The sequence below is a fragment of the Candidatus Enterovibrio escicola genome, from assembly GCF_002464935.1.
Lineage (GTDB): Bacteria > Pseudomonadota > Gammaproteobacteria > Enterobacterales > Vibrionaceae > Enterovibrio > Enterovibrio escicola.
On the sequence record NZ_NBYY01000031.1, the window covers coordinates 23,464 to 36,019 of the forward strand.

Genomic DNA, 12,556 nt, shown 5'->3' on the forward strand with positions numbered 1-12,556 from the left:
CCACTTCTACTACATCATTAATGCTACCCTCAGCGTACAACTCTTTGGATAGCCAGCGGTGGCCAAAAAACTCTTTAACCTCTTCCAGCGTTTCACAGACCTTGCCGCTAAAACGGTCACGCTCATCTTGCCTTCTAGTGCGACCAACTTGATGACAGATAAATTTTCCGCTTTGGTCTTGTAAAGAGATAACTCTGTCCAACGACCAGTTTGACCGTTATAACTACTGCCAATAGCTTGATTATCAGAACTAGCCGCATTTGCTACCAGTTCACCAGTAAAGCGAACGTTTGGCGCGTTATCAATATCAAGTATAAATGTTTCCATGTCAGAGTCCTCGTCTACGTCAATTATTTGCTCTATCTCAAGTATGCTGTAATTAATGCTGCTGAAATCAGAATCCAGATAGTCAGCCAATTCGTGTGCATTCAGCTTGTCACAATCTTCATCAACAACCGTAACGCTTTCTACAGACCAAACAGCATCCTGTCCCTCGGTTCCTGTAAACAGAGAATCGGAGTCGCATTCGTCGTAGTTAAAGCCTTCGGTGTAAGTAATTTAGATACCATCTAAGGTTGAGGTTTTAGAAGCCAAACCAAAAACGTGAGGAATATCGTTCAGATCAAAAGATTCGTTTTCTTCGTTCCACTCTTCAACCTGACGATCAAGACGCTCTAAAACTTCGCAATCTTGTTCTCTCTGCCAGTCGTTGCGAGCTACCAGAGTTTCAAATTCAGCAATAGAGATAGTTTTCATGGTTAAATCCTTGTCTTCTCAGAGTCGCCGCTAAGTTCGGCTGTGGATGTCTCCACATTCTTAGTACAAGAGTATTTGGTTTATGATATCAATTATTAAATCCGATTTTAACCAATTAATACATCCTGTGAAAATCAATCACTAAATCCGCATACCAAAATAAAAGAAACAAACGTTCTCGCCTTTCAGTTAATAAAATAATAACGATAGTGATAGCTTTCCATCAATCGGAGTATCGAGACTTTAAAACTTATTACATCCACTTTGTTTGTCGCTACCTCACCAATAAATTTCCTGAATTAGTTAGTTACACGAGGATGCTAAAACTCATGCAAGGTGTTCTGGATCTGCTTTACTCTTACCTCACTCACCGTTAGGCAAGGCCGACAGCGATTGCCTTTGTTGATTCATCTAAGTGACAGGTTTGTCACAACTTACGTATTCTCAGACATCAGGTTTTTAAAGGTACCACGCAGCGAGGAAAAGGAATGATGGGGTGGTTCTACGGTTTCAAATTACACCTTATTATCAATAACCAAAGTGGCATTATCTCAGTCAAAATGACGACGGTTAACGTGAATGATAAAAAGCCTGTATCGTAAATGGTTGATGAGCTTTGGGGTGTTTATACTGAGATAAAGGTTATATCTCTGATCCATTGGAACGGGAACTTGCAGACAAGGGAGTGACACTGATAACGGGTGTGAAAAAATATGAAACCCAAAGTCATGAAACCTTGGAACCGCCTGATTCTCCGGAAAAGATTTATTATTGAAACCGTTTTTAACCAACTAAAAAATATTCCAAATCGAGCATTCTAGGCACCGTAGTTGTATCAGCTTTATGGTCAACTTGCTGGCGTTGCTTATTGCGTATTCATTTCAACCCAAGAAGCCGATCATTAAGATGACTAGGTTTGATAAGCAAGCGCTTATGCGGATCTGAGGTTAATTTAAATCCTCTCAGGCTACATCAGTTAACCTCAGTGGTTCGCCTCAGTTTGCAGGTCATTACCAGTATTGTTTTTCAGTTTCCATAATTCTTGGTGTTGTTCGTTCTTAAGCTTCACTGTTACAAACATTGATTCAATGGGGTTTGTTGTTTAAATATGTGTCCAGTGCTCGGCGGGGAAATCGTGAAATGCCCGCGTTTCCACTTTCTCTTTAGTCAGGCACTCCGCTGCTTTGGGATATGTAGCATTATATCGTATTCCCAATTGTCCAAAAGCTTTCTGTGCCTCTTGTTGTCTATACGCCATCCAGATATCGTGAAGCGTTTCTTTCCTTCTTGGTTGAACAGATTTTTGGAGTTTATTTAATATATTGACCGGTTTGTATACCCAGCAGCGCTGATGACGAGTCGTTGACCAATGCTTTATCACTACATTCCAAAAACCGAAAGCTTCATCACCAATGGCGCGTTTGGGAGTGATACTGATACCTTGGTACGTTAACTCTAACAGAACTTCAAGCCAACTGACCTCTGACTATCTATACCCATAGATAACGATTACCACTTCCTTGCAGCTGGCCGCATCGACGCCGATGACAACAAGCAGGCAAAGCTTTTCATCCATCCGAGCTTTGTAGTAAACACCATAGGTCTAAATGTAGACATACCACCATTTACTTAGGTCGCGCTTACACCACTGGTTGTATGCTACTTCCCACTGCTGCTTTAGTCGAGAAACACTGTTTACTGACAACCATTTGCTTTCTTACCTAAGAGCGATTCCAAGACTGGCTGCATATCGCCCGTAGAAATCCCCCTCAGACTAGAGCCAAGGGATAAGCTCTTTTATGTTTTTGGTTCGCTTGAGATAGGGCGGAACCAGTGACTTTTGAACTTGATCTAGCTCCCTGTTTTATATCCAATCTTTGGGACTTTGACGGTTAATGTCGCCGAGCCTAGTAAGTAGGTGCGGCTCAGGCAAATGACCATTGCGAACCACTCCCTGCCTTCCGTTAGCTTGGAGTGACATAAAATTATTGAGCAAGGATTTAACCTCGGCTTCTATAGCTTGAGACAACAACTGCTGTGCGCCTTGTTTCAGCAGTTCATTAAGTGGGTTTTTTAGTTTATGAAGCTTGATAACGTTATGATTATTGTCCATGCTGTGTATTCCTTATTAGTTGTTAATCTGGCGATATTAATCAACAGGTTACACCGCATTATTTCCTACCCACACACCAGGAATCACTATAGCTCCATAATATATAACTCGTTGAAATACTTTAGGAAAACTGTTCTGAACCAGCCTCCCATATAAATACCTGAGCATCCATTGTCTCATCCATTTTCAACTTAGTTTTATGTAATTGATAGTAATACCTGATTTCATGACCGTCATACCCAACTATCCTAGATAAGAATATCGGCGGAGATGATAAATATTTGGTTAGATATCGTATTAACCTTTGGTAGCTTTAATCCTTGGGACTTTATTTTTACGACCCTTGCCAAGATGGGCATAAAAATCCTCAGTATCATTAGCCCATAAGGTTATAATCACATATTGACGCGCCAAAAACTCAATCTCCATTAACTTCAGTAAGTGTTTTTGCCAAAGTAATCGTAGTTGAGATAACGATAAATACTGAAACCATTTCCAATCTTGGTTTGAAGAAAAGAATGAACCTTCAGCCAGTATCATTGGTAAATGTGGATGTAGTTACCATTACAATTATAGGTATGGATGAAAACAATGATGGCTATTTTATAGGCATCAGTCTTAAAGTTCGCCTGACTCAACCCTGATAATAAGGCTTCCACCAAGACCATAAGCCAAGAATATAAACACTTCTGATTGGAGTGACTATGGAAAGGAATACGAAGTTATTCAGACAATGTTAAGACAATTTACCGATAGCTCAATCTAGGAAACAAGCGGATTCCTATTTTGGACATACTCCCCCGTGCAGAATGTTTTCCACATTACGAATAAGTGTTCCCCTTACAACTAAAGTTAACTTTATGTTGCCCTTAAACGCAACCCAAGAATTGGTAAGTGGCAAAGCCATTTTCTGATCTTTTACACTTCAGCATCTTAGAGATTCCTTAATGATAATAATCGGTGTCATAGCGGGGATCACTGGATATAAATATGACCCAATTCATAGTGAAAACACGTTTAAAGCGAAGCAACTTAGATTTGATACCTTTGAAATTCATTCATGCCTTTTCTATGTTCAATCGTGCTAAATGTATCACAGAAAGGGACATGCCTGAAGCCCCACAACATATAGTTTCTGGAAGGAAATTCCTAGGTGAACGAACAAAGTTATAAGACTCAATATGCCTATTCGCCAAAAGACAAATTAAGACTGTAAAAAAATTGGGATCAGTGCGTTATAGGCCTGATTTAATCAACAACTCCGGTTCAAACAGCACCCTTTCAAGTTGTGGTGTATATGGAGCAGTAATTTAGCGTCATACTGCACAATCACGGGTATGCATATACTTAAATAACTTGAAGCTGTTCAATTCCAGAGGTCATCAGGATGTTCAATCCTAGGCAATTCCTCACAGGAATAATCAGTCTATGTCTTAATGCTGGGATCCAGCTATTTAATTTTATAGTTTGAAAGTTCTGAGAAAGGAGATACTAAACCGTATTGTACTTCAACCAAAAATGCCATTCGAATCTAAAAACCTACAGTAAAGTAAGAGGGTTAAAAATATAGAAAAAACATGTTGGGTGGAGGTCTCCCCAGCTACATCCCTACACACACAGAACTCACGCGAGCTGCTTCCTTCCAGATCTGACTCCGTTCATAAGTTAGCATTGCAGGAGAACCAAGGAAACCTCCAAGGATTTTATACACAATATCTTTCTATTGATGAAGGAAACTCTTTCACAATGAAATATTATGTGAAAATACCGCGACTAATGCAAGAGAGAATTTCATATTAGTTATTTTGGAAACAAGGCTGAAGGGAAAGATCGTTAAATTTCCTTTCTATTATACAAGAATCCCTCACTAGCATCTAGCCTTTATTTAAACTCCGCCCAAATCGGCGCATGGTCCGAGGGTTTCTCAATTCCACGGAGTTCATAATCAATACCCGTATCCACGCATTTATTAATCAAGGACGCCGTCACAAAAATTACGTCAATACGTAAACCTCGATTATCATCAAAGCCACGAGAACGGTAATCAAACCAAGAGTATTTGTCGTCTACATCGGGAAATTGTTGGCGGAAAGTATCACTAAAGCCCCAATTCATCAAGGTTTCCAGCATTTCACGTTCTTCTGGTTGGAAAGAGCACTTACCTGTTTTCAGCCATCGTTTTCGGTTTACATCACCGATACCAATATCACAGTCCAGCGGACTAATGTTAACATCTCCCATCATAATGACATGCTGATCATTACTGTGATAGTCATTTAAGTATATCATCAAATCTTTATAAAACTTACGTTTCGTCGGATATTTTATTTTGTGCTCGATGTTTTCACCTTGAGGGAAGTAACCGTTTAGTACGGTTACCTCACTTCCATCTGGTTGCTTAAACGTAACCATGATCATGCGTCGTTGTGCGTTTTCCTCATCGGTAGGGAACCCTTTTTGTATTTTTATCGGTTCTTCCTTGCACAGGATGGCGACACCATAGTGAGCTTTTTGCCCATAGGAATATACTTTATAACCCATAGATTCGACAGCTGCTAGGGGGAAAGCATCATCATGCACTTTGATTTCTTGTAGTCCAATGACCTCAGGCTGATGTTTGTCAATTAATGCTTGCAGTTGGTGAAGGCGAGCACGTAGTCCATTAATATTGAATGATATGACTTTCATGCGATTATTATTTTCTCTCTCGTGTGGAACGTAACAATGATATTAATCATATTATAGGGCGTCGTTTCCTAAATATCTGAACTAATCGCAATTCCTACGATCAGATCATCATGGAGTTAAACGGAAGGTGATAAGAGCTATAGTGATTTCTGGTGTATGGGTAGGAAAGAATTAGGTGTAACATGTTGTTTAATATCATAAATCTATATAATTTCTTGCTTATCCAACCTAGTTGTCTTGGTTTTCGGCTTTTTTGGTTGAAATGAATAAGCAATCATCCCCGCCAGCGTGTTGGCCATACAGGTGATACAACTACGGTGCCGAGAATGCTCAATTTGGGATATGTTTTTTAGTTGGTCAAAAACGATTTCAATAATAAATCGTTTCCGGAGCATCAGGCGGTTCCAAAGTTTCATCACTTTATGGTTCCATATTTTTTTGCACACCCATTATCAGTGTCACTCCCTTGTCTGCAAATTTCCGCTCCAATGGACCAGAGATATAACCTTTATCTCCGAATAAACACCCCAAATCTCGTCAACCATTTCCAACACTGGCTTTCTATCATCCATGTTAGCCATCGCCACTTTGGTCATTGATAATAAGGTGTAATTTTAAACCCTAGAACCACCACATAGTTCTTTTTCCTCGCTTCTAGATACCTTTAAAAACTTAATGTCTGAAAATACATAGGTTGTGACAAACCTGTAGCTTGTACGAATCAACGAAGGCAATCCCTATCGGCCTTGCCTTACTATGAGTGAGGTAAGAGCACAGCGGAACCAGAACACCTTGCATGAGCTTGAGCATTTGCGTGTAGCTAACTTAGTAAATTCATTGGTGAGGTAGCGACAAACACAGTGGATGTAATAGGTTTTGAAGTCTAGATACCCCGATTGATGGAAAGCTATCACTATCATCATAACCTCGCTAACTAAGAAGCGAAAAGGCTCATTTCTTTGTTTAACACCGGAAGAAATTAGGTGTTTTTTCCATTCAGGGAGGAAAGTCTAGTAGAAGTCGTCAACATCGACGAAAACACCATCTCAGTTATTCATGCCAAACTCCTTATGCAGACAAGAGTTTTTTCAAACGATCAGATCGCGACTTTGGCATTTAATTAATTTCTTATGCGCAGTTCAGGTTAATGACAATGCTCACGTTAGTGAAGAACCAGCAAAAGTGAAAGCGATGAATAAAGTTCTAAAACTCGGTATGCATGTTCACCAGCAGACAAATTAAGACTGTAAAAAAGATGGAGATCAGTGTGTTATAACCCTGCTTTAATCAACAACGCTTATGCCTGCCATTATTAAAAACTGGTAGGGTCAATGGTGACAAGCATTAAGGATTTACAGTCGGAAGGTTTTTGTATTTTCAAATTAATAGTGGTCGAATCTGTACTTGCTTTGCCACTGATAAAGCTTATTCAACAAGAATGACCATACTTGGCGACAAGAAATCCACGAAGCGACTTACCTTCATCAAATATATTCTGATGTCAACTTAGATGCTTAGCCATATGTTTCTTTGCCATGTTAGCAACATGGCATTAGGAATTTTAGGAAATCCAATTTATATCCCATATTTGCTGTAAATAATCTATAAACAGTCCTTCTCGCTGTTAATTTATGTCTAATAAAGCATACAATCAAACATGTTTATTTAAGGTAATCGATATTTGTTTTTACTTTTGCAATTTTCGATAATCAGGTATTACCAACTCACTGGTAGTGGGTGACATACCAATATTAACTAGTTGTTTCACTACTAAATAAGGTAGGTACATTATGTCTAAGAATTTTTCTAAAGCATGGAAAGGTTTCATTGAAGGCGAATGGCAAGAAGAAGTTAACCTTCGTAACTTCATCCAGAAAAACTACACTCCTTACGAGGGTGACGAATCGTTCCTACAAACTAAAGGTACTGAAGCGACTAACGCGCTTTGGGATAAAGTGATGGAAGGAGTTAAAATCGAAAACACTACTCACGCACCCGTTAACTTTGATACCTCACTTATCTCTACCATTACTGCTCACAACGCAGGCTATATCATCAAAGATCTGGAGAAAATAGTAGGTCTTCAAACTGATGAGCCTCTGAAACGCGCGCTTATCCCTAATGGAGGGGTACGCATGATCGAGAATTCTTGTAAGGCTTATGGCCGTACTCTAGACTCGATGGTTTCTAAAATTTACTCAGAATACCGAAAAACACACAACCAAGGTGTATTCGATATCTACACTCCAGATATCCTGAACTGTCGTAAATCAGGTGTTTTAACTGGTTTGCCCGATGCTTACGGCAGAGGACGCATTATAGGTGACTACCGGCGCGTTGCGCTGTACGGTATAAACTTCCTGATAAAGGATAAAGTCACTCAGTTCAATTCACTACAAGAAAAACTGGAAACTGGCGATGACCTGCAAATGACAATGCAACTGCGCGAGGAAATTCAAGAACAATCCCGTGCTCTAATACAGATAAAAGAAATGGCAGCAAAATACGGCTGTGACATTTCGGATCCTGCGACTAATGCACAAGAAGCAGTTCAATGGGTTTACTTCGGCTACCTTGCCGCAGTAAAATCCCAAAACGGTGCCGCAATGTCTCTAGGTCGAACTTCTACATTCCTAGACGTGTACATTGAACGTGACATTGCTGAAGGCAAGATTACTGAAGTTGAAGCACAGGAAATTATCGATCACTTCGTAATGAAACTACGTATCGTCCGTTTTCTACGTACTCCTGAATACGATGAGCTGTTCTCTGGCGACCCAATTTGGGCAACTGAATCAATAGGAGGTATGGGGGTTGACGGTCGTACTCTAGTTACCCGTACTAACTTCCGATTCCTGAACACCCTATACACCATGGGGCCAAGCCCAGAGCCAAACATCACTGTTTTGTGGTCTGAGCAACTACCGGTAGGCTTCAAAGAGTTTTGTGCTAAAGTATCTATCGACACATCTTCTATCCAGTACGAAAATGATGACTTGATGCGTCCAGATTTCAACAACGATGATTACGCTATCGCTTGTTGTGTATCACCAATGGTTATTGGTAAGCACATGCAATTCTTCGGTGCCAGAGCAAACTTAGCAAAAACCCTACTATATGTAATCAACGGTGGTGTTGACGAGAAGTTGAAACTACAAGTCGGTCCTAAACGAGCACCAATGATGGATGAAGTACTAGACTTTAAAAAGGTTTGGTCTGGTCTAGACATCTTCATGGATTGGTTGGCAACTCAATACATCACCGCACTGAACGCTATCCACTACTCTCACGACAAGTACAGCTACGAAGCATCAATGATGGCTCTGCACGATCGTGACGTTTTCCGTACCATGGCCTGTGGTATCGCAGGACTATCTGTTGCCACTGACTCTTTATCTGCTATAAAGTACGCAAAAGTTAAGCCAATCCGTGACGAAGACGGCATCGCCTTTGATTATGAAATTGAAGGTGACTATCCGAAATTCGGTAATAATGATTCACGCGTAGATGACATTGCGTGCGAACTAGTTGAAAAATTCATGACTAAGATCCGTAAGATGAAAACCTACCGTAATGCAGTACCCACGCAGTCTATCTTAACCATAACCTCAAACGTGGTCTACGGGAAGAAAACTGGGAATACCCCAGATGGTCGTCGTTCCGGAGCGCCCTTCGCACCCGGTGCAAACCCAATGCATGGTCGTGACGAAAAAGGTGCTATAGCATCTCTGACGTCTGTAGGTAAACTTCCATTCGCACATGCGAAAGATGGTATTTCTTACACCTTTTCTATCGTGCCTAACGCACTTGGTAAAGACATTGACACGCAGAAAGCAAATCTTGGTGGGCTGATGGACGGTTATTTCCACTACAAATCAGGCACCGAAAGTGGCCAACACCTGAACGTGAACGTTTTGAACCGTGAAACTTTGGAAGATGCAGTTAAGCACCCAGAAAAGTACCCACAGTTAACCATCCGAGTATCAGGTTATGCTGTGCGTTTTAATTCTCTAACTGCTGCACAGCAGCAAGATGTTATCACACGTACATTCACTGCTGTTCTATAATTCAAAGCTCTAATTGAACAAATAAACTCACGCTTTCACAAAAACACCTCTATTGGAGCGGTGTTTTTGTGTGTATTTAATTTTTCTTCAACAAAGTGCTGCTTAATTATATAAAAGACAATTGTTTGGTATACCTACCCGTCTGTAATAAAATAACACCTTACTCCTTTTCAATAATTCGGAGAATCTAATGTCTATCAATGGCCGTATCCACTCATTTGAGTCATGTGGTACCGTCGATGGTCCTGGTATTCGCTTTATCGTATTCCTTCAAGGATGCCTAATGCGCTGCAAATACTGTCATAACTGTGATACATGGGATCTTGATGGTGGGCGTGAAGTCAATGTCAAGGATATAATGAAGGAATTGGTCACCTACCGACACTTCATCGATGCATCAGGTGGCGGTCTTACCGCATCTGGCGGTGAGGCTATGCTACAACCTGAGTTTGTGTTTGATTTATTCCGTGCTGCACAGGCTGAGGGTATTCACACTTGCCTTGACACAAATGGTCATATCCGCAAATACACAGACATCGTTGACGATGTGCTAAGTGCAACCGATCTGGTGATGCTAGATCTAAAGCAAATGAATGATACTATGCATAAGAGTCTCGTTGGCGTATCAAACAAACGAACATTAGATTTTGCTCGCTACCTCCAACAACGCTGCCAAAAAACTTGGATTCGCTACGTTATTGTACCAGGTTACACGGATGATGAAGATTCAATACGTCAGCTAGGGGAATTTCTCAAAGGCATGGACAATGTTGAAAAAGTTGAAATGTTACCCCTCCACCAGCTAGGTGCCTATAAGTGGGAAATCCTAGGTTATGAATACGAACTCAAAGACATTAACCCACCAACAACAAGAACAATGGAAAACCTTAAATCAATTCTTGAAGATTACAACCTAAAAGTGATGTATTAAGTGCCTATTTTAATATATAATGCTCAACGTTGGGTTAGTTTATTTATATGTACTAAAAAGTATCAACTACATCTGTTCTTGCAAGTAAAATGCCCTCCACCCTGTGAGATTCACAAAAATTATATCTTAAGCCGCCATCAAATACTCTACAAAATATCGTTAGGAGAACGATACTAAAGACTCGCTCTACCACGTGTATTGAGTATATATCCTATCTTAAAATTTTCTTATTACTGACTCCGTTGAAGTTAGTTCCTTTGGCTAAGAATCTCCTTATCAGACCATTGGTCTGTTCATTCAGTCCCCAATCACTTGACCGAGAAGGTCTGGAAAAACAGAAATTAGCGTCTATGATTTTAGCAACTTCCTCATGAATGGCGAACTCTACACCCTTACTTAACGTGAGGGTTTTGAAGTCATAAAAGGGGAATTCATAATTTTAATAAACGTTCCCACTACAGTACCCACCTGTTTATTGAGCATCTTTCTGATGCAGTAGATCTTATTGGTGTTATCAACTACAGTAAGCAGAAAAAACTTGTCCCCAAGTCCCGACGATAGTGTCAATATTGAAATGACCTAACTCGGCCTTTTTATCAGCAATATCAGGGCATGTCTTAATGCCAACTCGGTTCTTTATCTTTAGTTTATCACCGCAGCGCAGCTTCATTTTATAGGGTTTATATTTTATAGGGTTTATATTTTATAGGGTTTATAATGATGGTGAAGATCCTTGTATAGGGAACCAAAATTATCCCTGTCATGCCATATATACCGACGTTGTTTTCTAAATATCTGAACTAATCTCCATTCCTACGATCAGATCATTATAGCGTTAAGCGGGAGGTTATAATAGGAAAGGGAAAGATCAGCAATTTGAAACAATATAATCAAGCATTAATAAACCCCTTTTGGATAAACGTCGCTGACATTAAGGCATACCATTGCCTAATGGCATCACGATCATCGTAGCCGTGGGTTTATATTTTCGGATATCGCGATTGAAATGGCACTGATGGCGAAAGGTATTTCTAAGCTCCCACTTCGTGGATTAGAAAGCTTTCTCAATTCGATTTTTACGTTGATGAATATCCCACTGAAATCCCCTAGATACACCTGCATTAGTAAGCGTTCGAAGACCGTAAAAGTTGAGTACCGTTTGCCACGTTTATAGGCGGTCGCACACGTCGTTATTGATACCACAGGCCTAAAAGTATACGACGAAGGTGAATGGAAAACGCGTAAACTCGGTAAGGAGAAGCGGTATATTTAGCGCAAGCGGCATCTTGCCGTTGATGTGTTTACTCATAAGGTTATTGCTGCAGAAATTAGCCTAGTTTCTATGGGTAACAATGAGATTTTACCTATATTGCTTAACCCATTACGACGAAAGATACAGCAAGTCAGTGCTGATGGAGCTTATGAAACAAGAACATCTGACCACGTACTGGAGAACAAAGGAATAACACCACTATTCCACATCGAAGCAACACGGGGGACTGGGAGTAATGGCATCCTATAAATTAAGCTGTAAAGGCGTTAAAGGAGGGCAAACTGGCGGAGTAGAAAAAGGACAGGGATTATCATAAACGCTCATTAGTAGAGACAGCACTGTTTCGCTATAAAAATCTCTCAGCCCTAAACTCACTCTTCGTAATTAACCTCAGAGGTTTGCATCAGTTTGCAAGCCATTGCTAGTATCGTTTTTTGGCTTCTACAATTCTTGGTTTTGTTCACTCTTAGCCTCACCGTTGCAAACATTAATTCAATGGGGTTTGTCATTCGAATATGTGTCTAGTGTTCGGCGTGGAAATCGTAAAATGCTGACATTTCCACTTTGTCTTTGGTCAGATACTCCGCTGCTTTGGAATATTTAGCACCCTATCGTATTTCGAACTGTCCGAAGGCTTTATGTGCCTCTTGTTGTGTCTCCAACATCTAGATATCGTGAAGAGCTTCTTTCATTTTTGGTTGAACAGCTTTTAGGACTTTATTTGATAC

11 protein-coding genes, 1 other RNA gene and 4 pseudogenes are annotated in these 12,556 nt (G+C 40.3%); 6 read left to right on the forward strand and 10 right to left on the reverse strand.

Features of this window, described 5'->3' with window-relative positions:
* Positions 1-9: 9 nt before the first annotated feature.
* Complete coding sequence (locus tag BTN49_RS16215; RefSeq protein WP_199399542.1) at positions 10-417, reverse strand: hypothetical protein; 408 nt, start codon at positions 415-417, stop codon at positions 10-12.
* Between the two features lie 141 nt (positions 418-558).
* Positions 559-756 carry a hypothetical protein gene (locus BTN49_RS16220; RefSeq protein ID WP_199399543.1) on the reverse strand — a complete coding sequence of 66 codons (198 nt, stop codon included), beginning with the start codon at positions 754-756 and terminating at the stop codon, positions 559-561.
* 209 nt (positions 757-965) lie between these two features.
* On the opposite strand from BTN49_RS16220, the gene BTN49_RS16225 reads away from it, so the two are divergent.
* On the forward strand, positions 966-1,133 hold the full coding sequence (locus BTN49_RS16225) for a hypothetical protein (protein ID WP_199399544.1): 168 nt from the start codon (positions 966-968) through the stop codon (positions 1,131-1,133).
* A gap of 63 nt (positions 1,134-1,196) precedes the next feature.
* A pseudogene (locus tag BTN49_RS18315) lies at positions 1,197-1,577 on the forward strand (transposase).
* A gap of 281 nt (positions 1,578-1,858) precedes the next feature.
* Here the strand turns inward: BTN49_RS18315 and BTN49_RS10100 are convergent.
* From BTN49_RS10100 to BTN49_RS10135, 7 genes and pseudogenes are all read right to left on the reverse strand, one after another.
* Positions 1,859-2,227, reverse strand: a pseudogene (locus BTN49_RS10100) (transposase); the annotation flags it as partial.
* Positions 2,228-2,620: 393 nt separating this feature from the next.
* Complete coding sequence (locus tag BTN49_RS10105; RefSeq protein WP_097357077.1) at positions 2,621-2,869, reverse strand: hypothetical protein; 249 nt, start codon at positions 2,867-2,869, stop codon at positions 2,621-2,623.
* Positions 2,870-2,990: 121 nt separating this feature from the next.
* Complete coding sequence (locus BTN49_RS21230; protein ID WP_097357108.1) at positions 2,991-3,167, reverse strand: transposase; 177 nt, start codon at positions 3,165-3,167, stop codon at positions 2,991-2,993.
* Positions 3,167-3,409 (reverse strand): hypothetical protein, encoded by a 243-nt coding sequence (locus tag BTN49_RS10115; protein ID WP_097357078.1) that lies wholly within the window; start codon positions 3,407-3,409, stop codon positions 3,167-3,169. Before BTN49_RS10115 ends, BTN49_RS21230 begins: the two co-directional genes overlap by 1 nt.
* 1,051 nt (positions 3,410-4,460) lie before the next feature.
* An RNA gene (gene ffs, locus BTN49_RS10125) (signal recognition particle sRNA small type) lies at positions 4,461-4,557 on the reverse strand.
* Between the two features lie 193 nt (positions 4,558-4,750).
* Positions 4,751-5,557, reverse strand: a complete 807-nt coding sequence (gene xthA / locus BTN49_RS10130; RefSeq protein WP_097357080.1) for an exodeoxyribonuclease III — start codon at positions 5,555-5,557, stop codon at positions 4,751-4,753.
* Positions 5,558-5,760: 203 nt separating this feature from the next.
* Positions 5,761-6,597: pseudogene (locus tag BTN49_RS10135) on the reverse strand (IS982 family transposase); the annotation flags it as partial.
* A 16-nt stretch (positions 6,598-6,613) separates the two neighbouring features.
* Between BTN49_RS10135 and BTN49_RS13375 the strand changes: the two are divergent.
* From BTN49_RS13375 to pflA, 3 genes are all read left to right on the forward strand, one after another.
* A complete protein-coding gene (locus BTN49_RS13375) occupies positions 6,614-6,799 on the forward strand; it encodes a hypothetical protein (protein WP_146679376.1) in 186 nt (61 codons plus the stop codon).
* A 548-nt stretch (positions 6,800-7,347) separates the two neighbouring features.
* Positions 7,348-9,624 carry a formate C-acetyltransferase gene (gene pflB, locus BTN49_RS10140; RefSeq protein WP_097357081.1) on the forward strand — a complete coding sequence of 759 codons (2,277 nt, stop codon included), beginning with the start codon at positions 7,348-7,350 and terminating at the stop codon, positions 9,622-9,624.
* Positions 9,625-9,814: 190 nt separating this feature from the next.
* The gene (pflA, locus tag BTN49_RS10145) at positions 9,815-10,555 is read left to right on the forward strand and encodes a pyruvate formate lyase 1-activating protein (protein WP_097357082.1); all 741 of its coding nucleotides are present in this window, start codon (positions 9,815-9,817) and stop codon (positions 10,553-10,555) included.
* A gap of 514 nt (positions 10,556-11,069) precedes the next feature.
* On the opposite strand, the gene BTN49_RS16735 is transcribed toward pflA, so the two are convergent.
* Positions 11,070-11,225 carry a hypothetical protein gene (locus tag BTN49_RS16735; protein ID WP_206746264.1) on the reverse strand — a complete coding sequence of 52 codons (156 nt, stop codon included), beginning with the start codon at positions 11,223-11,225 and terminating at the stop codon, positions 11,070-11,072.
* A gap of 182 nt (positions 11,226-11,407) precedes the next feature.
* On the opposite strand from BTN49_RS16735, the pseudogene BTN49_RS18320 reads away from it, so the two are divergent.
* Positions 11,408-12,193, forward strand: a pseudogene (locus BTN49_RS18320) (IS5 family transposase); the annotation flags it as partial.
* Between the last annotated feature and the right edge of the window lie 363 nt (positions 12,194-12,556).